Raw genomic sequence first — 22313 nt, forward strand, 5'->3', positions numbered from 1 at the left:
ACAGGGCGACCGCTGACCGACAGAAAACATAGTTTATAACCTCTAAAAAGCAGAAAAATGGCAAAATCAAGAGAAAATATCGTCATGCAGGGTAGCCGTGATATCACCGGACAAATGCTGTATTTCGGCAGCGGGGAGATCAAACCGTGATTGCCGCCCGTTTCTACTGAACTATCCCATTTGGTAAATAATATTATTGACCTCGCTTTGTTGTTCTTTGTTTTGCGTAGGTTGGATAAATATTTCTGCTACTTTCGACGTTTGAAGATTTTGCCGAATGGTCTTCCATGTAAACATCTCTTACCGGAATACTTTTATCTCACAATATTTTCTTAATCGGTCTTATTGGTCACGTTGCGAATATCCCTTGTCCGCTTGCTCGTCTGTCGATACACGTATGTATAAATCTGCCTTTCTCATGACAACAGTTTTCCTTGTTCATTGGGTTAAAGTTTTCCTCTTTAGATACTGGTTAACTGCCATGTCAGCTATCTTCTTGACGAACTCCAAGATGGTTTTGCTTCCTCTATGTCAACCTCTGTTCCTTTCTTTTTCAAGATTTGTACAACTCTTTCGGGTGTTAAATCGTTCGCTTTTTCTTTCTCCGTCTTCAACTGATTTTTGCCTGTTAACCGCATGTACCCTCCGAATATTAGGAGAGTAAATTATACCAAACATCTGTATTGTAACATCACATCTTATTTTCTAATTTCGATTATACGATCAAGGCTCAATTTAATTAAACCGTACTTCAATGTGATGACGATTTTCCAGCTATTATTGATATCCGTTACCGTATCTACGATGTATGGTCAGGCCAGGAATACCATTGACAGTTTAAAGCATGAACTTGAAATTTCGACAACCGACACGGCAAAGATATCCCAATTCAATAAATTGGCGAAGGCATATTTTATCCGGGGTGATAGCATCTCCGCATTCCAGAACGGCTATAGATCACTCCAACTAGCAGAAAACACATCTGTTCCGCCATATTATAAGGCGCTGGGACATCAGATTATGGGCTACTTACATACCATCACGCTCCATACAGACAGTGCCATATATTACAATAGCCAGGTGCTTGCTGCACTGAAAAAACCAAGATCCATAGAGGAAATACGACTGGTTGCGTATGCAAAAAACAATCTGGCTTCCAACTACCACGTAAGCGGCCGCCCACGCAAAGCAGCCGAACTGTTGATCGACAACCTACCAAAATTCGAAGAACTGAAAGACTTTAAAGCGCTGGCCGGAACGCTACAAAATATTACCGCAACGTTCAGCGATCTCGGCGATTATGAAAAGGCGGAATACTACGTAATAAAAACGATCAGCGTATTAGAAGCACATAATTTCCCGCTGGAAAGCAAGGTCACCCCATATATCACAGGAGCATTTCTGATGTACAAGATGGATCAGCTCCCAAGGATGAAAGATTTTCTGGATAAGGCCAAGGCAAATCTGGACCAATTAGGCTCATCGAACGTTTTTCGATGCCGGTATTACGCTTATATGGCACGTTACTATGTCAAGACAAAGCAGCTGGAAGAAGCAAAAAAAATGCTCGAATTGGCCGAACGGGAATTGGAAAAATTTCCCATCCGCACCAATTATTACGATGTCTATAACGCACGGTTTGATCTGGCTATTTACAGGAAAGATCTTGTAACGGCGCGTGATGTTGCCCTGAAATTATATACCATGAGCATACAGGACGATTATAGCACCTCGGCCCTGGAGCAGGCAATAGATGTCGCCAGTTTATCTGCGGAGATCGGAGATCATAGGCTGGCCTATGAATTTCAAAAGCGATCTTTTGACCTGTCCGATAGTTTAAAGTCAAAAGAAATGCAGGTTGAAATCCAGGAACTGGAAACCAGGTACCAGGCATCGGAAAAAGAAAAGCGTATTGTAACCCTTGAAAATGAAAAGCGTGAAGCCGCATTGACAAGCCGAAACCAGTTCTTGCTCAATCTGGTACTGGGGGTCGGAGCCGCTCTATTCCTTATGGGAATGGTATTTCTTTCCTATTTACTAAAGGCAAACAAAAAAAAATCAAAAAACCGTCTGGCGGAAGCGCAACGGGATCAGGCGCTAAAGGTGTCGCAGGCGCTGTTGGAAGGAGAAGACCGTGAGCGGGTCAGGATTGCCCGGGACCTGCACGACGGTATCGGAGGTACGCTGAGCGGCATAAAGATGAAACTTTCCGATCCTTCCCGCGATAAGCGCCTTATTGTGCAGGAAGCAGAATTGCAGCTCGGGGTTGCTATCGATGAACTCCGAAGAACTGCAAGGGGCATGGTGCCGGAAAGCTTATTGAAGAATGGTCTTGAGATAGCTGTACAGGACCTATGTGCGCATCTGGCGAATACTGGCGTGAAAATAGAATTTCAATCGTCCGGGGGCAGCCGTGGACTTCTGATGCATAAGGCCATCCATATTTACCGGATCGTGCAGGAGCTCCTTACCAATGCCATCAAACATGGATCGTCAAAAAATATCCTCGTACAGTTCATCCGGGAAAACGAAACATTTCTTATTACCGTTGACGACGACGGTCGTGGCTTTGACGTTGGTAAGCAGATAACCGCTACAGGAATAGGACTACAGAATATCCGGAACCGCGTGAGCTTTCTAAAAGGAAAGTTGTCGATCGAGAGTGCACCGGGAATGGGAACTTCCATAAATATAGAACTTAATATATGAAAAAACGGTGTGTTATAGCCATATTGGATGATCATCCCATGGTGCTGGAAGGGCTACAGCAGATCATCAAAGGAAATCTGGCCGGTGTCAGCGTCCACGGATTTCCGACTGTTGCGTTATTGAACGATTTCATGGCGCGCGAAAGCATCGACCTGCTCCTGGTGGATATATTCCTAAGCGATTGCCGCGGGATCGATGTATGCAGGGAGGTCAAAACCAAATTTCCGGGTGTATTCGTGCTGGGCATGAGCAGCACGCTTGAAAAAAGTACGATTGTCGATCTGTTGCAGCAAGGCGCTTCGGGCTTTATCCTAAAAAATGCGGGAGCTACGGAGGTGCTGGACGCCATACAAAAGGTCATGAAGGGGGAAATTGTGCTCAGTCCGGAGGCCAACTCCTTATTGCTGCGTTCCATTGCCAATCCACAACAGTTTCCAGCCCTGACCAGGCGGGAAAGAGAACTGCTGAACTATCTGTCCAAAGGAAAGACCACGGCCGAAATATCGGATATTCTCCATCTCAGTAAATTTACTATCGACACTTACCGTAAGAACCTGCTGCAGAAATTTCAGGTCAGAAATACAGTCGAACTGCTGGCCATGTTGTCCAGGGAAAATCTGCTCTAAACGCTTTACCTCCTAACATTAGGAGGGTAAAAAAGGCTAATTATCTGTATTGTGCACGCTTATAATACACAATAAATTTGTACTGTTATCTTAAGTCATCTGGCAGCTATCTGCGAAGAAATGGCTTAATGTTTATACACGGACAAATTAATAGTAAATAAGATGAAAACAGCAAAATTCAAAATCAGTATCCTGAATGTATTAATCGTATTTTTTACTTCAGCATTTTTTATCGGTTGCAGCAAAGATGATGACGGCGGTCCAAATGATACCGGCATCGATGTAGCCACAGGCACTTTTAAGGGGACTTTGGAAATAAATACCGGAGCAGGAAGTACACACCATAATGCTATAATAACCGTATCAAAGGTCAGCAATAACCAGGTAAAGATAACCGCCAAAAGTGGCGAAGCTTACTCGCAGGTAACCGCAAAAACCATTCAGGTATCGACAAGCGGAATTGAAGGCGAAGGTGTGCACGGAGACGACCCGCAGGGCTATTTTATGTATGAAATAGCGAATAAGAGGCTGAAAGTGCTGACCAAAGAAACAGCAAATACAGACATTGCATACGGATTTGAAGGTGCCAAACAGTAGCATAACAGTATTGCTCAACAAGTCCAAAACCTTGTAAAGGGGCAGCGTATAGCAAAACATGTTACGGAATTTTCTGAGGAGCATACGACACCCTCCGCACAAAAAAATCATCCTGCATGTACAAACGGCTATTCAACACCTCCCCTCACCTACCTTTTATTTGGTTTGGGCACAGTTTCTCCTTCACGCGATTGGAGGACAAAAACTTTTGGCCTCGGATTCTACGACACCGACACAACGTATGCGACATCCCACAATCAACGGTACATCAGAAAAAATCAAAAAAATTTTGCTTAGTGTAAAAAACACACTATATTTGTACTATCATAATTTAGGTTTATAATTGGTTAGCTAAAGGTTTTCATTCTCCCCGTTTGAAAACCTTTTTTTTGCGTTCTGATCACTATTTTTTTTCGACCAAAAATGCGACCAAAAATCCCTACTTTCAGGGACAGTAAAAAATGTTGTAAGATGTACTTTTGTACAGGGATTATTAAAGCCTCCCACGTTCAATGATATGAAATTTATTAGAACAATCATCATTTACATATTTTGTCCATTTTTGCTCCACGCGCAAGAGAATCCAGCAGCATATACCCTTTCGGATGTCTATACGCTCTGGAATCTATCTAAGGCGGATAGCACGATTGTTTTCGCGGACAACGCTTATGTAAGAAATTATCCCGGATTAGCAGGGCTGGTTGTTGATTCCATTCCGGTAGGAACAACGGTACACCTCATGAGCGAGGCGCTTAATGGCAATACAATTAAGGGCTTTAATGCACCTTGGCACCACATACGTTATATAAAAGACGGTCTGGAGAAAGAAGCCTTTATCTGGCAAGGGCTCTTAGCGCTTGGACATCACAAGAACACAAGCGGTCACACCTTTCTTTATGGGTTCGACCGCTATCAGGAGAGCCAGGACGACCAGCAGGCATACTATTTATGCACCGTTAAGTTGCTAGATGCTCGCGGACAGCTCTTATCGAAAGAATCTCTCCGTGTGGACTATTCTGGTCAGTCGTTTACCGAGAGTAAGCTACTTCCGTCGATGGGATTAACGGGTCTACAGCAAATTTTCCGTATCGCTTTCTTAGGCGAAGCCTGTGGTATCCCCTCCAACTACTATTATCTTGGATGGAACGGAAAAGCATTTATATCCATGCCAAGTCGATACGATGTTGGCGATGCCGGTATCTTTTATCACACGGAAACGATCTTGTTCCCAACCGAACATCTCCAAGAAAACGATTTGATCTACAAGCTTATTGAAGAGGGTGAAGTCGAAGACGATAAAGCAGATGCATCGGAGTACACCATCAAAAAGAGGAAGGAAAAATATCGTTGGAATGGAGCATATTTTTCTCAGCTCTTCGAGCTCAACTAAAAAGAATCCGTATATAACATAAAAAATTAGCTAAAGGTTTTCATTCTCCCCGTTTGAAAACCCTTCTTTATACGTTAGCTCCTGTCAATAGCAAATCTGTTGCTAAGAGTTCTTCAGGAATAAATATACGAAATAGCATAACACAATGAAGTAGTTTGCAGACGACAGGGATACACCATATCCCTTGGATTTAGTCGAGTGCTATTTAGGTCAAACAAGAGAATAAGAATTGAAAATGCCCGCCCGTTCCGAAATCAGGCTAACGCTGCCTATGTAACATGCGCTGGATGGCGCACCACTCTTGGTAATCGGCTTCATTCCAAACCTTACGAAATTTGCTCAACAATTCGAAAGAACGTTTACGCAAATAATCAAAATCAGTTGTCTTTTCATCAGTCGCCCGAAGGGTGTAATGTTCTGAATTTACAGTAGTTATTATACGTGCATCCATCATACCATCTATTAACTACATCAAAGTTAGATAGTTATCATTAAAAAACAGTAAACGAACGATTAAAAAATGATTAAAAAGGGAGAGTAATCCGTCTTTATGTTCGCTCCCTTTTGCTGTTATTTCAACAATTCTTCTAAAAATAAAAGGGTATGCCGCCAAGCTCGTTTTGCCATGCGCTCATTGTATTCGGCAGACAATGGATTGGTAAACGTGTGGCCACAGTGCGCATAGGTAATAAGCTGCCAATCTGCATCGCCATCGTTCAATTCCTTGATCAACGCATCTAGAATCGCTGGAGTCACGCCTTTATCTTCCGCCGGGTTCTCAATCAAAACTTTTGGTTTAATTTTTCCATTCGGCCGATTGCTGTCTTTATTGAGACCACCGTGAATCGACACGACCCCCTGCACAGGCAAATTCGCTCGGGCAGCTTCCAACGCACCGGTCCCCCCAAAACAATATCCAATGACAGCGATTCTATCAGCTACTGCTCCCGATTTCTTCAACGCATCTAAAGCGCATGTGATTCGTTGCTGATACGCTCGGTAGTCGTTTTTATAATGCCCGGCGATCTTAGCTGCCCCCGTATTATCGGCCGGAATATTTCCTGTGCCGTATATATCGGCAATGAAAGCGATATATCCTTCTTTTTGTAACGCAATAGCTGCATGTTTCGCTTCGTCATCGATTCCTTTCCACGCAGGAAGAATCAGTACACCTGGAAGCTGTCGACCCGCATTGGCAGTGACATATCCAATGAGTTCTTGTGTGCCGTCCGCATAGGCGATAGGTTTCAAACCCTGAGCAAAAGTCGTGGTTATCACCACGAGCATGGTGCTCATTAGCCATAGTTTACGCATATGTTTTCCTTTCTTTTTTGGAAGAAAACACGTGTTTATCCGTATTGTTTGGTCAATAGAATAAAAAAGTCCCAATCGGGTTTAAGAATAGGAGGCACAACCGGAGGTCAAGGAAGACACCCGTGGCAACAGGTGTCTTCATCAAACAGAAATGATCGGTAAAAATTTAGATCATTATTCGAACATATAGAAAGTGTTACTCATGCGCATGTCCTTCTTCGGCATGGATTTCGAACGTAAGTTCAAGCACGTTTTCGCCGCTGAAAGCTGTTGTGTAATCGGTGCGGTTCCAATCGACACGTTCTATTTTCGGCTTAACGCCCGCATCCAGTTTCCGTAGCACATAGGTCATTTTTTTCGTCGCTCCCTCATTATCATGTCCGACGGTAAAGTAGCTTAAAATACCTGTGGTTTCATATTTCCCATCCACGACAGTCCCGTCGCCATACGTTTGCTCACGTGGCTGAAAAACAGCTCCACTTTGGCTCTCCGAATTCGCATTCAGCTTTAGGTCACCACCAACTAAAAATGCTTTGTATTGATCAGCAGTGGCTTTAGTTGAAATGAATTCATCTTGAATTTCGTTGTTTTCGTAATCCCAGGCCTTTAGCTCCAATTTGAAGACGGCATCTGCCTCGATGTGCAGATGACCGTTCTCGGTCTCCTTGCCTGTTTCATCAAATTTGATCACGATCTGATCTCCTTCAACCCCAGCATCCAGTCCGTGAAAATGATCTCCATGTGCTTCTACTGCCTGGCCTGAAATCTCCGTTAAGATAAGCTCTGCCTTGGCAATACCTGTTTTTGCAGGCTCCACCGTCTCATCTTTCGTACATGAAGTGAAGTTTCCCATCCCAAGTCCGATCAAAATAAAGGCTAAGGCAATTTGTCTTTGTTTTCTGTTCATCATAAATTTAAACGACATAAAATAATAAGTTGATTTGTATACGTGTGTTCCCCCGAAACGTGTTTTACTATCATCACGACCTTACAAAGGCAACACTGTTGCAAACATAAGCACAATACACAACAAATGCAACAATAATGCATTTGAATTTAAAGTAAATAACGTTCATATCCGTCTTCCTGATAGAATACGAACAATTGGCACATGACAAAAAAACTACTGTTCATCCCTATACTATTTTTATTAGGCGATTTATATTTCTATCAAGCTATTGCAACGCTTTACAAAAGTTCTTTCGCCTCCCTCCTTTATTGGGGGCTGGATCTATGTGTACTTCTTTTTATACTGGCATTGGTTTGGATGCGAAAAACGGGCAAGACTATCCAAATGTGGATACCAAGGGCGCTTACTGCTTTTTTACTTTTGTTTGTTCCCAAATTGTTCGCTTCATCTGTTTTGGTGGCCGAAGATGTGACGCGCTTACTCCGAGGGTTTCCTGATCGAAATATGGCCATCAGCGAGGTTAGTTTGTTTTTAGCTATGATCATCTTCGTTATCATAATTTTTGGCCTTACGCATGGACGCCATTTTTATAAAATCAGAAGAGAAACACTCTACTTCTCGGATCTTCCGTCGGCATTTGATGGGTTCACGATAACTCAATTGTCCGATATCCATTCCGGAAGTCTGACCAATAGGACAGGTGTCAAAAAAGGTATCGATTTAGCCAATGCACAACGAAGTGACCTGCTGTTATTCACAGGCGATTTGGTAAACAATATGGCTTCCGAGATGGATCCGTGGATAGAAGATTTCACCAAACTAACAGCGCCTTATGGCAAGTATGCTGTACTCGGCAATCATGATTATGGCGATTACACGCGTTGGGAAAACCCATCCGCGCAGGCGGCTAACTTGCGACAATTGAAGGAAATGCATCGGAATATGGGATTTCAACTACTGCTCAACCAAGCTGTCACAATTCATAAACAAGGACAGCAGATCTCCTTAATCGGTGTAGAGAACTGGGGCAAAGGTGGATTTCACCAATATGGGGATCTGCAGAAAGCTACCAAACAGGTGCCGGACGACGCATTTAAAATTCTCATGTCACATGACCCATCGCATTGGGACGAGGTAACACTTGATCACCATCAGCATATCCATCTAACCTTGGCCGGACATACGCATGGTCTGCAGTTTGGTGTCGAACTTTTTGGCTTCAAATGGAGTCCGATACAATATTTTTATAAACAGTGGGCCGGATTATACATGAAAAGCGATAAGTATCTCTATGTGAACCGAGGTTTCGGCTACCACGGCTTAAAAGGGCGGGTTGGCGTATGGCCGGAAATCACCGTGTTGACATTACGTCGACAAGGACTGCAAGTTGTACCTCAACCGCAAGTGTCAATGCAAGCCAACTCCTAGCTATCCGGGTCTGGGTCTAGACGATTAGCTATATCCTCATCAAAAGGTGGTAAGTCCGCCCACCAATCCATCAGGCGATCTCGAAATCGTCTGATTTTTTTGGGGTGTTTCATCGACAGATTATGCTGTTCCTTAGGATCACATTCCAAATCATAAAGTTCCTGTTGACTTCCATCAATATTCATCAGAAACTTCCAGTTCCCTTTCCGATATGCGAGCGCAGGGCTCCTGTTGGGCGGTTTCGGCGTATTAAAATAGGTGCTGTTACGACCATATTCCCAGTACAATGGCTTCTTTCGCGAAGAAGGCTTGCCAAGCCATACCGCACTTCTGTCTTCTCCATCAAAGATTTCCATATTTCCCTGGACCTCCACACCAGCCAAAGCAACGAGGGTAGGCAACAAATCCAATGCAGAAACGACTGACAGGCTGTCTACGCTATTTTTCCTGATTTTTTCTGGCCAGCGGATGATAAATGGCATGCGGATTCCACCTTCATAAAGCGACAACTTGCTTCCTCGTAATCCTGCGGACCGATCTTGTCGGAAATTCGGCAATGGACCGTTATCACTCGTAAATATAAGCACCGTATTTTGATCCACCCCCATCTCAACAAGTCCCGCTAACAGCCGACCCAACTGCCGATCAAATTCGGCTAGTACGACTTCAAAATTTCTTTCCGACTGAGGCTTTTCCATACGATGTCCGACGTATTCGTCGCTTACGATCCAAGGCGTATGCACATCATCTGTCCACAGGTTGATGTAGCACGGTTGACCGTTATGCCTTTTTAAAAACGACAAGGTTTTGTCGACAAGGTATGCCGTACGGTTCCATCGCTTAACCGAATCCTGATCGCTCCAAATCCAGTTCGTAGCTGTTAGAGCCGGATCTGGATCGGGGCTTTCGTAGGTACTGGCCCATTCGTCAAATCCATATCGATCAAAATTTGGTGCATTTTGTACGTCGCGCCCTCCACCCATATGCCATTTGCCAAAGTGCGCTGTCGCATATCCTCCTGCTTTCAAAAGCTTAGCAACAGTTGGGACACTTGGATCCAAGTAGTCAACCTGCTCCTTTCGCCGATTATCTTCTCGGGTATTCAAGAATGTCGTAAAATGAAGTTTAGCGGGTATCTGTCCAGCCAATATACCGACGCGAGAGGGCGAGCATATCGGAGATGCACTGTAATACTGTGTAAAACGACGACCTTGTTCAGCAATCTTATCGATATTGGGCGTTTTATATCGACCAAAGTAACAACCGATATCACCTAGCCCTAAGTCGTCTGCTAATATGAGGATGATATTTGGCTTTGTATATTCTTGCGACTGAACAACAGAGACAGCATTAAATAAAAAATAAATGAGGCATATGTTTCGTAGAATGTTTATCCTTGTTCGAATTAATCCTTTTTTGTTCATTAGCGCAGCCATTTTTTATTGGAACAATCTGTATTTGACGGACAATAAGTATTTCATGATCATTGTATAACCGAGGAAGTCATAAAGCTTTCTCAAAAGGAACATCTAAAGCGATTCCACTGTCGCCTTGCTCCTCCATCCAACGGAATAGTTCATTCCGCATCCCTTCAATGGTCGTTTGGTAGTGAGGATCTGCGGCCAAGTTGAATAATTCATTAGGGTCACGCTGTAGATCGTAAAATTCTAAGGGCGGGCGCTTTACAATTCGGTTCGCCAAGAAATGTGCATACGCATCCGATTCTCCTTTTTCTACCCAAGAGGTGTAAGCTTGTTTTTTGTTCCTTATATCAGTCATATATTTTATGTGGTATAATGCATCCGCACGAAGATTAAGAATAAGTTTGAACCGTTCACTTCGGATACTTCGGATCGGATATGCAGGACCTTCCGGAATATTATTATGTATTCCATAAGCATACTTTCGGAAGGCCGCATGTTCTCCATCCAGCAGGGACATAAAGCTTTGACCATCCAAACCTGAAATAGGATATCCTCCTGCTATTTCAACCAATGTAGGAGCGATATCTTCAAACTGGACCAAAGCGCTAGTTGTTACGCCGCCTTTGACGACTGAAGGCCAACGTATCAACATGGAACTGCGTTGGCCATTATCGTATAGCGTCCATTTACCGCCCGGAAATTGCGGTCCCTGCTCTCCCAAAAATATAACAACGGTATGGTCGAGCTGCTGATTATCTTCGAGCATCTTCAATACTTGGCCAACTTGATTGTCTAATTGTCGTACTTCAGCCAAGTACCTAACAAATTGACGACGAGTTATTTCTGTATCTACCCAATGGTTGGGCAAGGCAAGCTTGGCTCGATCGAACGCTGAAGTATCACCGACAGTCCAAGGGGCATGTGGATTTATGCTCATCACAAACAGACAATATGGACTGTCATCCTGCTGCACAAACTGTGCAATGCTATCCAAAAAATAGACGTCGGTTGTCGACACACAGTTTTTTTCAAATCCTGGAATTATCTCAAAAGGAAAAACAAATTTAGGAATGGTCATATGGTCTTTACCGGTTAATCCTACCCGATATCCGACGTCGTTCAGGTAATGGACTATGCTTTTCACTTGGGGATATACGGGTTTGTGGTTTTGGTAGGCACCATGCTTAACGGGGTATAAGCCTGTAAAAAGTGATCCTCTAGTCGGAACACACATGGCTTCTGAGGCGATGAGATTCGTAAACCTCAATCCTTCGCGAGCCAAACGGTCAATGTGTTTGGTTGTCATATTCTGACCGCCATAACAACTTAACTGTCTGCTATCTAAATCGTCGGCCATGATGATAATCATATTTGGCTTACGTTTAGTTGCTAAGTTATCCTGCGAAAAAAGTGCCTTACTAAAGCAAAACAAAAGGACAAGCAGACAGAAAAGTGAGAGGCGCGGTTTCCACAGGAAAGCAGTCATCTTCTCACGAGTTAATAATGCGTCGTCTTTCATATCGGTACAAATTAAGCGGCCTGAATCAGTCAAATAAAGAACTGTCCTTCAGCAAGTAGTAAAACAAATATGACAAATATATCCTGAAACCTATTGTTTCTTTTCGTCAAAAAGTTAACAACCTGTATCCATATTTTTGAGTTCTGTGCTGGATTCAAATGGTTATTCCATTCGCTGGGAACCAGCGTAGCTTAGTTTCAGAGAACAATTCGCCAAGACGATTGTTCTTCTAATAAGCATGATTGTATAACGCGCGAACGGTTTTTAAGATACATTTATTCGTTATGGATATAGACTTAAGGATGGACAAGTATGACTTCCATTATCAGTTCAGAAAGGAACCATTAGCATTTAACTGGTCTTTTCACCCAGAGCGAATCGTCATTCGAAATGAAGCGCTTCGCACCAATAATCGAGAACTTTACGAGCGGTATGTCAAAGCAGTATTTCCCACCTACTTTGAACAAGAAATGAAAGCATTCGATCGTACGCTAACGGGACTTAAACAAGTAAGTGGCCAACAAGCTAGGCTATATTTTGAGACGCACACGCATAACATGGTTCAATCGGACACTTATTGGGAAGAGGAAGATGCTATTTTTTTTCCTCGATTTGTTCCGGAACATGAGTTGGAGGTATTAATTGAGGATGAGGAACTTATTCTAAATAAAATACACACGGATTGGATAACTGACAGGAAGCTCCTATGGTTAGATACAATAGGCTCTTTTTTTAAGGCATAACTGCAATTTTATCAGCGATGGAGGTAAAAGGAGATGAACATTGTTTACAGGTGAATTTTTTAGTGTGAAACAATGTCCATCATTGGCTAATGGTATTTTCTTCAGACCTTTTATCTGTTATTTTTCTTTTGTTCCCAAACAAGGGCGCTGGCACCTAAGATGGCCGCATCCGCTTCATTAAGCTCGCTGAATACCAATTTCACCTTATCTCGAAAAATGGGAAATAAGTTTCTTTCCATATGTAATTTTGCCGGTTTAAGAATAAAGTCTCCTGCTTTGATGACTCCTCCAAATAATAAAATGGCTTCAGGAGATGAAAACATCACAAAGTTGGCTAAAGCCTCACCAAGTTTCTGGCCAGTATAACGAAAAACTTCAATGGCGATCGAGTCGCCTTTAGAAGCACATTCGAATACGGTTTTCGAATTGATTGCCTCCTCGGGATATTGATTTAACATAGAACTTGGGAATTCAGCACGCATCTTTTTTGCAGTTATAGCAATGCCAGTGGCCGACGCATAAGCTTCCAAACTCCCCTCGGAGCCTGTGCTCCAATGTTTTCTTCCTCCTGGTTTAACGATAGTGTGTCCCAATTCGCCCGCAAATCCGTCATGACCATAGATAAGGCTTCCGTTGGCTACGATACCACTCCCTACACCCGTTCCTAAGGTAATCATAATAAAATCTTTCATTCCCCGTGCCGCGCCGAATAGCATCTCGCCCAACGCAGCTGCGTTGGCATCATTCGTCACTGTACAGCGCAACCCAAATTTATCCTTCATCAGGTCGGCAAATGGAATAACGCCTTTCCACGGTAGATTCGGAGCTTGTTCTGCCGTACCCGTATAGTAGTTCCCGTTGGGCATACCAACACCGATACCATCAAAAAGCTCTAAGCTTCCGTATTTCTCAATTAATGGTGTAATTGCGCGGTGTAAGGCTTCAATAAAAACTTCAATCTTTTCATACTCGTCTGTTCGTAAATGACCTTTTTCCAATACTTCTCCGCGATGGTTTACGACTCCAAATTTGGTATTAGTCCCACCTATATCTATGCCCAACGCTAGGCGTCCCGACAAATCTGTTAACGACATGTTTTATATTTAATTTGTAAATAGTTAAAACTATAAAAAAAAAAGCAAAAAATGGCACTATCTTTATGCTATATGCCAACTCGTAGTCCGGTGTTCACAGCACGCGAATTGGGACAGCCTTGGTTTCGTTAAACAAAAATTAAACGCGCCCTGTGCAAACTTCTCATGCATCGGATTGTTCTAATGATCAAAAGATGCATCCACAATGGAAAAACCAATAGACTACGAAACCGGTACGATCCAACATCTCTGCAGGGTGATCTTAGGTTTTTTCATGCTTTTCTCCGGCATTGGACATCTCACCTTTGGTCGGATCCATTTTCGCGCCCAAGTTCCGGCATGGATACTATTGAACGTGGACACCGTTGTGATTTTATCCGGTATCGTCGAAATTCTGCTCGCCATCCTTGTGCTGTTTTTCGGACATCGAAAGCGTTGGATACCTTGGCTTCTCGCTGTATTTTTCTTAGTAGTTTTTCCCGGTAATTGGGCTCAATATGTGCATAAGAGAGACGCTTTTGGCCTTAACACCGACGCTGCCCGCTTAATCAGACTATTCTTTCAACCCGTATTGATGATATGGGCATTGTGGAGCATGGGCATCATAGGCCGATATAAAAAACAGAGGAATGTGCTTGACGACACCGACGCATTCCCTCATAAATTACGTTGAGATCGAACCTTTTAGTATATTTACGACTTCCTAAGAAGTGCAAAATATGACAAAAGTTAAGATCATCGAAACCAGAATCCTTTCCGACAACTGGTATACGTTAAAAAAAATCACATTTGATTACCGACGGAACGACGGAACGACAGAACGACAATCTCGTGAAGCCTACGACCGCGGCAACGGCGCGACGATCTTGCTTTATAATCAGGAGAAAAATACGGTGATCCTTACACGACAATTTCGAATGCCAACCTTTGTGAACGGAAATCCCGATGGATTGCTGATTGAAGCCTGTGCCGGGCTTTTGGATACAGACCAACCTGAAGAGTGTATACGCCGGGAAACAGAAGAAGAAACGGGATACCGAATTGAACAGGTAGAAAAAGTATTTGAAGCTTATATGTCGCCGGGATCCGTAACTGAGATACTGCATTTTTTTATAGCGGCATATACACCAAAAATGAAGGTGGCTGTAGGCGGCGGCGTGGCCGAGGAACAAGAGCATATCGAAGTACTGGAACTCGACTTCGGACATGCGCTTGGCCTGATTAAAACAGGCGAAATAAAAGACGCTAAGACGATCATGTTGTTACAGCATATACAAATAGCCGGGGTTTTAAAAAGCCGTTGAAACGGCTTTGAAGTGAGCATGTATGTTCACTTCAAATTAATCCGAATGCGGTATTTCCAGCGATTTATCAAAGGGCAGAAAGCTATCTTTTGCTGTTCCACACAGGCTACATTGATAATCGACAGGCAGAGCCTTAAAAGCCGTTTTTGGCGCTATGCCTTGCTGCACGTCTCCCCAATGGGGATGATATATAGTCTTACATTTCGGACATTGATAAACGACTGGAGACAACCATTGCTCCTCGATCACAGCTGCCGTTGGTTCCGGACAAACCACACGCTGGGCAATGACTTCTTTATACGCATAGAATTCCTCGCACAGCTGAACAATAGCCTCACTGAGATCCGCCCGTTCTACTCGGCTTCGATAAACGATTAAATCCTTTGAATTGGGATTGAAATCTCGAGTATGCAGAACTTGAAACCATGTTTTTGTGCCATCTGATGATAGAAAGCGTAAAATCACAGCGCCCCACACGCCGGTTCTATCGCACATCTTGATCCCAAAACTAAGCTTATACGTTCGCACATCTAACCGGTTCAGATCGTGTACCAGATCTTGCTTAAGTGCCAATCCCGTCGAGCCGTAATCTTCGGTCTGCCAATTTAGTTCGTTTAGCGCGTGCCGCAAATTGACGCGATGCCTATCCAAAATTAAATCCCACTCTGCTCGAATAGCTGGTTGGATTTCCTTAATAATGATCGACTTCCATGGTGTTGTATATATCTGACCGATTCTGTTCTGCTTACAAACAGCGCATATATCCTGCAGAAAAGAAATTGAAAAAACTTCGGACCTTTTATAGACCCCAAGCCATAATCGATCATGGTAGCCATTAAAACCCTCATAATAGGGAAGCTTGAACGACGGCTCTACAAACGGTTGTGTAAGCGGTTGAAACATAAATTGTCCAGACTTGGTTGCTATTTCTTCAAGCCGAGCGCCCAAGCGCCCCCCCTCTTCTGCCGTTGAGACACTCTCCTTGAGCAGCGTAGGTTCAAGGGTACGGCTCAACATCGCAATATCATCGCTATACACCAAACTAGACCACAAATAGAAAATAGTAGTAGTGGGGAAACGCAGATACAGATACCAATAATTTCCTATCTCAGACGTTATGAAGTTCAAATTGCCGGTGTAATACGGAACCAAGGACTGCGTAGAGTCTACGACGTTTATTTTTAGCTTTGGTAAAAAATTGAAGCTATCCAAAACATCTCTATATACCCCCTCTCGAATCCACGGTTGTTGACTAAATATACTGTCGGTTACGTACGAACTTACGATATTCGGATGGGCGTCCTGCCCAATTTCATAAGATAGTTCCTGGTTCAGTAAAGCATATTCCAACTCTTGCAGTTGTTCTGCACAGACGTAGAAATAAAGCTGCTGCCGAGCACCCAAGCGAACCTCTTCAACACCAATATGTTTAAGACATTCCAACGTACCATCTAAATCACCCACCGAGATCACGCCCCCAGGTAGATTGACTTTGACCAGTGTGTGTTCAATCGAATCATTATGCATGGGGAAGCGCCTCCTCCGCGTGTTCTATACGACAACGCTCCCATATAGCCTTGATCTCTGGACGACACGAACCACATCCCATGCCCGCCCCCGTTGATTCACATAGATTTTGCATGTCTACCACACCCTCCTCCACTTTCTTTCTCAAATTTCCCTCCCCAACTTGGCTGCAACTGCAAATCAACTTACCCATTATTGGCTCCTTGGCCTCGCCACTTCGCAGAAGCTGCAAGCGCTTCTCGCTAAGTTCCGTCTTATTAGCGATGAGGTTCTTAAATTCTATAAATTCGTTCTTATCACCGATTAAAATCGCCCCGACCAGTCTATCTTCATGAATAATACACTTCTTATAATAACGTTTAGCCTTATCAATGAAGACGATCTCCTCGTAAGATTCGTTAGGCGCTTCCGCCAACCCTATACTACAGAGGTCAAAGCCTTGAATTTTAATAATATTCATAAACAAACTCCCTTTGTAATATCGACTAATATCACCTTGGTGATAGCGCGCGACCACATCAGCCTGCTCCTCCGCTGCTGCCGTAATGCCGTAAAGTATTCCCTCAAATTCTGCAATCTCTCCGATGGCATAAATAAAGGGGTCGCTAGTCCTCATATAATGATCCACCACCACGCCGCGCTTACACAACAGTCCAGCTTCTTTTGCCAGCTCAATATTCGGGGTTGTCCCAATAGCAAGAATTACCGCATCACATTTTATTTGACGACCACTCCGTAATTCAACTTTACTTAGCTTACTTCTGCCATAATACAATTGCACCTCGTCGTTATAGAAAATATCACAACCTTGATCAATCATCTCTTCATGAAGTAACTGACTTCCGAGAGGATCTAGTTGTCGGTTCAAAAATCTTGACACTCGTTGTACAACGGTAATTTTCGTTCCAATCTCCCGAAGTGACGCCGCCATCTCTAGTCCTAACAACCCTCCCCCTACAATAACGACATGCGCATCTCGTGGTAGATACTTCTTTAGTAAATCGGCATCGCTTTTACGTCTCATCGTAAATATTCCGGGCAACTGTGGCACGTGTTTGGGCAATGTAGGCCTACTCCCCGTTGCGAGGATTAAAACGTCATACCCGGTGCGGACACCTCGCGAATCCCTTATGCACTTGTGTTCACGATCTATTGACAGAACCTGTACGCCTCGTATATGCTGTATATCGAAATCTTTTTCTTCTTCGTCGCGCATCTTGACCAATTGCTCCCAATGCAACTCTCCGCTAACATAATGTGGCAGCATGACCCGATTGTAAAAGGGTAGATCTTCATTGCTGAATACAACAATTTCGTCTATTTTATTGCGTTCACGATAAGATTTCACAAATCCAAATGCCCCAGCTCCTGCTCCAACGATAATGATGCGCTGTTTCTCTTTTTTATATTTTTCCACTCGGACTGCACAAAACTTAAAATCGGGTTCTTTAGAAACGGGATCAACCAAATCGTTGGTGAGGTTATTCGCTCTATTGAGATCGGATCCCAAAATCTTACCCCAATGCATTGGAAGAAATACTACACCCGGTTTGATCGTGGCACTCACTCGCGCTTTGACTCGGACATTTCCCCGTAAAGACAACACACTGACCAGCTCTCCGTTTTCTATTTGCAACGCGGCTGCATCGCGGGGATGAATTTCTAAAAAGGCATCTTGAATATGTTGATTCAGTTTATTCACTTTTCCTGTTTTCGACATCGTATGCCATTGATCACGAATTCGCCCGGTCGTCAATATCAATGGAAAATTCGAATCTGGTCGTTCGCTGTGATGATCGTCCGGGGGGCTATGCAATAGCGCTCGCCCACTGTCAGTATGGAATTTCCCATCTTGAAAAAGGCGAGCGGTTCCCATCTTCCGGCGTTTTTGGTAGGGCCACTGGACCGTATTTAATGCATCAATTACATCGTAATCCAAACCGTCTATAGTGATGTTGGTACCTGCTGTTAAACGCACGTGTTCCCTGTAGATATCTTCCGTTTTGTGGTAAGAAAACCCATTGAATCCCATTTTTTGTGCGAATCTGCACAAAATTTCAGCGTCAGGCAGCGCCTCTCCCGGAGGCATGATCGCTTTTTGCAAATGGCTAATTCGTCGTTCAGAGTTTGTCATGGCCCCTTCTTTCTCGGCCCACGCTGCGGCAGGTAATATTACATCCGCGTAGCTCAACGTTTGTGGCTTATTGGAAATTTCCTGCACAACAACAAACTTGGCCTTTTCCAGTGCTCGTTCTACCAATCGTGCATTAGGTAAACTCGTCAGCGGGTTAGTACATAGAATCCAAATTGCTTTTAAACGGCCATCAAGTAACGCTTCAAACATTTCAGTCGCCGTTAGGCCAGGTTTTTCACTCACGGTTGTTCCAGACCAAAATTTCTGTAACTCGTCGCGGTGCTGCGCGTTATTCATATTCCGGTGAGCTGGCAATAGATTGGCCAAACCACCCACTTCCCTTCCACCCATGGCGTTGGGCTGTCCTGTCAACGAAAATGGACCAGATCCCGGCTTCCCGATCTTACCTGTGATTAAGTTCAAATTCATCAAACTTAGGTTTTTATTTACACCGATGGCACTTTGGTTGAGTCCCATTGTCCACATCGTTAAAAAGCCTGTCGATTCGCCGATGAAGGTAGCGGCAAGCTCAATATCTTCCGCCGGCACGCCGCAGATGGCTGCGGCTTCCAGTAATGTTCTTTCCATTACCCGCGTTTTGTATTCGGGATACCCTTCTGTATGCCTTTCTAAAAAATCTAGATCGATATCCCCGCGCTCAATGAGTAGTCGCCCAATGGCATAGTTAAGGACAATGTCGGTGCCGGGATTAATTTGCAGATGGAGATCAGCAACGGCACAGCTGTCTGTGACACGGGGATCAACAACAATAATCTTTGTGCGCGGGTTATTAACTTTGTGCGCCTCCACACGCCTCCAAAGAATCGGATGACACCAGGCTGGATTGGCGCCCTCAACCAAAAAGCAATCGGATAATTCAATATCATCGTAGCATATCGGAACGCTATCTTCTCCAAGTGTCTTTTTATATGCTGCAACTGCGCTGCTCATACATAATCGCGAATTGGTATCAATGTTGTTTGTTCCTATAAATCCTTTTACAAGTTTATTCAGCACATAGTATTCTTCGGTTAAACACTGTCCAGAAGCATAGAAAGCTACCGAATCTGGACCATACTGCTCCACAAATGTTTGGAAAACTGCAGCAGTGCGATCCAATGCATCGTCCCAAGAGACACGTTGTAGGGGCATGGACTTGTGGTAACGCATCTGCGGATACAATAACCGGTCGGAACGATCATTTACGGTGTATTGTAAGTTCAAGCCTTTACTACACAATTTTCCATGGTTTACGGGATGACTTTGATTGCCAACAACGGAAACAGAGCCATTTTTTTCCACTTTAATTTCAACGCCACAACCAACGCCGCAATAGCAGCAGGTACTTTTAAATGTGTCATGCTGTCCCTTATTCATAACGCGATCATTAATTTTGTACATCCAACGCTATTTCTGCCGCCCCCTTTTTCACTGTCCTAGGCTGAAAACGAGCGAAAAGAACGAGTACACCAACCGCAAAAACGCCCACACCTATATATTGAAAAGCATCTGCATAGCTCAAGTGTTCTGCTTTGAAAAGAAAGCCTACCAACATAGCACCGATATTTCCACCGGCGCCAACTATACCACTCACACTTCCTATATTTTCCTTGTTGATAAAAGGAACAATGCCGTAGGTACATCCATTTGCCATTTTCAAGAACAGCGCAAAAAGAAGCATGGTAATGATTGCTAGGAGTAATGTGTTAGATGCGGCAAATAGGCCAATGCCAATCCCTTCCAAAAGCAGCAATATTCCTAACAAAATCCCCTTCCCTTTCATTCCGTGTATACGCCCTACATGGTCACTTACGATTCCGCCCAATGCCCGTGCAAACAAATTCATCCCACCGAATACACTGGCCATCGCTCCCGCCATTATGATTCCTGTATCGAAGCGATCCATGAAAAACGTTGCCGCAACGTTATCCACCGTAATTTCGATACCGAAACAGGCCGCATAGGCCAGCGTTAATGCCCATACTCGATAGTCTTTTAAGGCAACCAAAAATGATCCTTTCTTCTTTGGACGACCTGACACGTCGGAAACGATGTCCTTGAGGTTACCTTGCGGCGTATCTTGCGTGTACCGGTAGTAAATCCAGGCCATAATGAGCAAAATACACCCTGGCACAACCATCGCTAACCTCCAGGAGTCTTGTTCGCTTATTAAGCCCATGCCAGCGAATCCAGCTGCAATCAGAGGCATCACCAGATTGGTTACCCCCCCTCCAAGATTCCCCCAACCTCCGGTTACAGCATTCGCAGTCCCAATAACATTTGGCGCAAACATCATCGATGTGTGAAATTGCGTGATGACAAAAGAGGCTCCCACAATGCCTATTAAAAATCTAAGAAGTAGAAATGTTTCGTAACTATCACTCAAGCCAATGAGCATTACTGGTATAGCGCCCGCTACCAAAAGTACGGTGTAGGAAATCCTCGGCCCTAATGTGTCGCACATCTTCCCGATAAGCAATCTCGCTAAAATAGTTGCTGATACAGAAGCGATAATGATGTTTCCAATCTCGCTCTTGCTTAGGCCAAGTTGTTCCCGGACCAAGGGCATCAATGGAGCAACACCAAACCATCCGAAAAAACAGAAGAAGAAAGTAATCCATGTGATATGGAACGTTCGCATTTGAATTCCCTTAAATGAGAATATACGCAATCTGGTAAGCGGTTGTTGTTGTTCTTTCATATTTGTTGATAGCTTAGAGTTTATAGTTAATTATATAACATGACGATGATCGGTATCAATTGTCAGGACGTGTTGTAGGTTGACAACCTCGCCGATAACGATAATTGCGGGATGCCCTAGCCCGTGCTGTCGGCTTGCTTTGAGCAGATCTGCTACTTTACACAACACCTTCCGCTCTTGGGAGCAAGTAGCATGCTGAATGATGGCGGCAGGCATATCACCTTTTCCGTTCATCACGTACATCCGCGCGATCTCATCTAATTTTTGCATACCCATATAAATCACAACAGTAGACTTACTTTGAACGGCCAGTTGCAGGTCGGCCGATAAACTACCATCTCGCTTCATCCCTGTTAATGCCCAAACGCCTTCACTGACGCCGCGATGTGTAAGCGGAATATCGCTCATACCTGCACCCTGCATACTACTAATACCCGGTACATATGAAATTTCAATTCCTTGCTGTTTGGCAATCGACCATTCTTCGAATCCACGGCCAAACAGGTAAGGATCCCCTCCTTTTAGACGCACCACGACGTCGTACCGAGCACAGTAGTTCAAAATCAGATTATTAATTTCTTCCTGAGGGACATAATTGCCGGAAGGATCTTTTCCGACGTAGCGTTTTATACAATTCGCATCCGAAAATTCTAGAATATCTTTATTTATTAGGTTATCATATAGTATAACGTTTGCGTTTTTAACAATATTCAACGCTTTTATAGTCAAAAGCTCTGGATCTCCCGGCCCAGCACCCACTACAAACAATTTTTTAGATGAAAAACTCATAAAAAATCAATTTATAAACGAAATAACATTCAAATTTATCAAATTACATGACACAAATCATAATTTTTTTGAACAAAAACATCTAAACATTATAAAAAATATTA

Annotated in this window: 17 protein-coding genes; 8 read left to right on the forward strand and 9 right to left on the reverse strand. The window is 43.6% G+C overall.

The window, feature by feature from the left end:
• The first annotated feature begins 759 nt into the window (after nucleotides 1-759).
• The 4 genes from ACFSR5_RS09385 (at nucleotide 760) to ACFSR5_RS09400 (ending at nucleotide 5322) form a co-directional block, all read left to right on the forward strand.
• Nucleotides 760-2709, forward strand: a complete 1950-nt coding sequence (locus ACFSR5_RS09385; protein ID WP_380903189.1) for an ATP-binding protein — start codon at nucleotides 760-762, stop codon at nucleotides 2707-2709.
• Nucleotides 2706-3335 carry a response regulator gene (locus tag ACFSR5_RS09390; protein WP_380903011.1) on the forward strand — a complete coding sequence of 210 codons (630 nt, stop codon included), beginning with the start codon at nucleotides 2706-2708 and terminating at the stop codon, nucleotides 3333-3335. The genes ACFSR5_RS09385 and ACFSR5_RS09390 overlap by 4 nt, the downstream gene beginning before the upstream one ends.
• A 162-nt stretch (nucleotides 3336-3497) precedes the next feature.
• The gene (locus tag ACFSR5_RS09395) at nucleotides 3498-3932 is read left to right on the forward strand and encodes a hypothetical protein (protein WP_380903013.1); all 435 of its coding nucleotides are present in this window, start codon (nucleotides 3498-3500) and stop codon (nucleotides 3930-3932) included.
• Between the two features lie 517 nt (nucleotides 3933-4449).
• Nucleotides 4450-5322, forward strand: coding sequence for a hypothetical protein (locus ACFSR5_RS09400; protein WP_380903015.1), 873 nt, complete (start codon nucleotides 4450-4452; stop codon nucleotides 5320-5322).
• Nucleotides 5323-5892: 570 nt separating this feature from the next.
• On the opposite strand, the gene ACFSR5_RS09405 is transcribed toward ACFSR5_RS09400, so the two are convergent.
• On the reverse strand, nucleotides 5893-6636 hold the full coding sequence (locus tag ACFSR5_RS09405) for a dienelactone hydrolase family protein (RefSeq protein ID WP_380903017.1): 744 nt from the start codon (nucleotides 6634-6636) through the stop codon (nucleotides 5893-5895).
• 196 nt (nucleotides 6637-6832) lie between these two features.
• Nucleotides 6833-7546 carry a hypothetical protein gene (locus ACFSR5_RS09410; protein ID WP_380903019.1) on the reverse strand — a complete coding sequence of 238 codons (714 nt, stop codon included), beginning with the start codon at nucleotides 7544-7546 and terminating at the stop codon, nucleotides 6833-6835.
• A gap of 201 nt (nucleotides 7547-7747) precedes the next feature.
• On the opposite strand from ACFSR5_RS09410, the gene ACFSR5_RS09415 reads away from it, so the two are divergent.
• Complete coding sequence (locus ACFSR5_RS09415; protein WP_380903021.1) at nucleotides 7748-8974, forward strand: metallophosphoesterase; 1227 nt, start codon at nucleotides 7748-7750, stop codon at nucleotides 8972-8974.
• On the opposite strand, the gene ACFSR5_RS09420 is transcribed toward ACFSR5_RS09415, so the two are convergent.
• Nucleotides 8971-10398 (reverse strand): sulfatase-like hydrolase/transferase, encoded by a 1428-nt coding sequence (locus ACFSR5_RS09420; RefSeq protein WP_380903023.1) that lies wholly within the window; start codon nucleotides 10396-10398, stop codon nucleotides 8971-8973. The two genes, ACFSR5_RS09415 and ACFSR5_RS09420, sit on opposite strands and share 4 nt — an antisense overlap.
• Nucleotides 10399-10477: 79 nt before the next feature.
• On the reverse strand, nucleotides 10478-11917 hold the full coding sequence (locus tag ACFSR5_RS09425; RefSeq protein ID WP_380903025.1) for a sulfatase family protein: 1440 nt from the start codon (nucleotides 11915-11917) through the stop codon (nucleotides 10478-10480).
• 284 nt (nucleotides 11918-12201) lie between these two features.
• Between ACFSR5_RS09425 and ACFSR5_RS09430 the strand changes: the two genes are divergently transcribed.
• Nucleotides 12202-12660 carry a hypothetical protein gene (locus ACFSR5_RS09430; RefSeq protein ID WP_380903027.1) on the forward strand — a complete coding sequence of 153 codons (459 nt, stop codon included), beginning with the start codon at nucleotides 12202-12204 and terminating at the stop codon, nucleotides 12658-12660.
• Nucleotides 12661-12770: 110 nt separating this feature from the next.
• On the opposite strand, the gene ACFSR5_RS09435 is transcribed toward ACFSR5_RS09430, so the two are convergent.
• Nucleotides 12771-13754: an ROK family protein gene (locus tag ACFSR5_RS09435; protein WP_380903029.1), complete on the reverse strand. Its 984-nt coding sequence runs from the start codon at nucleotides 13752-13754 to the stop codon at nucleotides 12771-12773.
• A 205-nt stretch (nucleotides 13755-13959) separates the two neighbouring features.
• Here ACFSR5_RS09435 and ACFSR5_RS09440 point away from each other — a divergent pair, with 205 nt between their 5' ends.
• Entirely contained in the window at nucleotides 13960-14427 is a 468-nt protein-coding gene (locus tag ACFSR5_RS09440; RefSeq protein WP_380903031.1) for a DoxX family protein, read from the forward strand.
• 46 nt (nucleotides 14428-14473) lie between these two features.
• Nucleotides 14474-15058 (forward strand): GDP-mannose pyrophosphatase NudK, encoded by a 585-nt coding sequence (gene nudK / locus ACFSR5_RS09445; RefSeq protein WP_380903033.1) that lies wholly within the window; start codon nucleotides 14474-14476, stop codon nucleotides 15056-15058.
• Between the two features lie 36 nt (nucleotides 15059-15094).
• On the opposite strand, the gene ACFSR5_RS09450 is transcribed toward nudK, so the two are convergent.
• The 4 genes from ACFSR5_RS09450 to cobA are packed head-to-tail and all read right to left on the reverse strand — an operon-like array spanning nucleotide 15095 to nucleotide 22209.
• Nucleotides 15095-16585: a rubredoxin gene (locus tag ACFSR5_RS09450; RefSeq protein ID WP_380903035.1), complete on the reverse strand. Its 1491-nt coding sequence runs from the start codon at nucleotides 16583-16585 to the stop codon at nucleotides 15095-15097.
• Nucleotides 16578-20120 (reverse strand): molybdopterin-dependent oxidoreductase, encoded by a 3543-nt coding sequence (locus ACFSR5_RS09455; protein ID WP_380903037.1) that lies wholly within the window; start codon nucleotides 20118-20120, stop codon nucleotides 16578-16580. The genes ACFSR5_RS09450 and ACFSR5_RS09455 overlap by 8 nt, the downstream gene beginning before the upstream one ends.
• Nucleotides 20107-21420: an MFS transporter gene (locus tag ACFSR5_RS09460; RefSeq protein WP_380903039.1), complete on the reverse strand. Its 1314-nt coding sequence runs from the start codon at nucleotides 21418-21420 to the stop codon at nucleotides 20107-20109. Before ACFSR5_RS09460 ends, ACFSR5_RS09455 begins: the two co-directional genes overlap by 14 nt.
• 30 nt (nucleotides 21421-21450) lie before the next feature.
• Nucleotides 21451-22209 carry a uroporphyrinogen-III C-methyltransferase gene (gene cobA, locus ACFSR5_RS09465; RefSeq protein ID WP_380903041.1) on the reverse strand — a complete coding sequence of 253 codons (759 nt, stop codon included), beginning with the start codon at nucleotides 22207-22209 and terminating at the stop codon, nucleotides 21451-21453.
• Nucleotides 22210-22313: the final 104 nt, after the last annotated feature.

The sequence above is a fragment of the Sphingobacterium suaedae genome (genome assembly GCF_042684625.1).
GTDB lineage: Bacteria > Bacteroidota > Bacteroidia > Sphingobacteriales > Sphingobacteriaceae > Sphingobacterium > Sphingobacterium suaedae.

Coding starts and splice junctions, on each gene's coding strand:
- ACFSR5_RS09435 (WP_380903029.1), bottom strand. CDS start 13,754: ATGTCGTTAACAGATTTGTCGGGACGCCTAGCGTTGGGCATAGATATA.
- ACFSR5_RS09425 (WP_380903025.1), bottom strand. CDS start 11,917: ATGAAAGACGACGCATTATTAACTCGTGAGAAGATGACTGCTTTCCTG.
- ACFSR5_RS09385 (WP_380903189.1), top strand. CDS start 760: ATGACGATTTTCCAGCTATTATTGATATCCGTTACCGTATCTACGATG.
- cobA (WP_380903041.1), bottom strand. CDS start 22,209: ATGAGTTTTTCATCTAAAAAATTGTTTGTAGTGGGTGCTGGGCCGGGA.
- ACFSR5_RS09455 (WP_380903037.1), bottom strand. CDS start 20,120: ATGTACAAAATTAATGATCGCGTTATGAATAAGGGACAGCATGACACA.
- ACFSR5_RS09395 (WP_380903013.1), top strand. CDS start 3,498: ATGAAAACAGCAAAATTCAAAATCAGTATCCTGAATGTATTAATCGTA.
- ACFSR5_RS09390 (WP_380903011.1), top strand. CDS start 2,706: ATGAAAAAACGGTGTGTTATAGCCATATTGGATGATCATCCCATGGTG.
- ACFSR5_RS09430 (WP_380903027.1), top strand. CDS start 12,202: ATGGATATAGACTTAAGGATGGACAAGTATGACTTCCATTATCAGTTC.
- ACFSR5_RS09440 (WP_380903031.1), top strand. CDS start 13,960: ATGGAAAAACCAATAGACTACGAAACCGGTACGATCCAACATCTCTGC.
- ACFSR5_RS09420 (WP_380903023.1), bottom strand. CDS start 10,398: ATGAACAAAAAAGGATTAATTCGAACAAGGATAAACATTCTACGAAAC.
- ACFSR5_RS09460 (WP_380903039.1), bottom strand. CDS start 21,420: ATGAAAGAACAACAACAACCGCTTACCAGATTGCGTATATTCTCATTT.
- ACFSR5_RS09400 (WP_380903015.1), top strand. CDS start 4,450: ATGAAATTTATTAGAACAATCATCATTTACATATTTTGTCCATTTTTG.
- ACFSR5_RS09405 (WP_380903017.1), bottom strand. CDS start 6,636: ATGCGTAAACTATGGCTAATGAGCACCATGCTCGTGGTGATAACCACG.
- ACFSR5_RS09410 (WP_380903019.1), bottom strand. CDS start 7,546: ATGATGAACAGAAAACAAAGACAAATTGCCTTAGCCTTTATTTTGATC.
- ACFSR5_RS09415 (WP_380903021.1), top strand. CDS start 7,748: ATGACAAAAAAACTACTGTTCATCCCTATACTATTTTTATTAGGCGAT.
- nudK (WP_380903033.1), top strand. CDS start 14,474: ATGACAAAAGTTAAGATCATCGAAACCAGAATCCTTTCCGACAACTGG.
- ACFSR5_RS09450 (WP_380903035.1), bottom strand. CDS start 16,585: ATGCATAATGATTCGATTGAACACACACTGGTCAAAGTCAATCTACCT.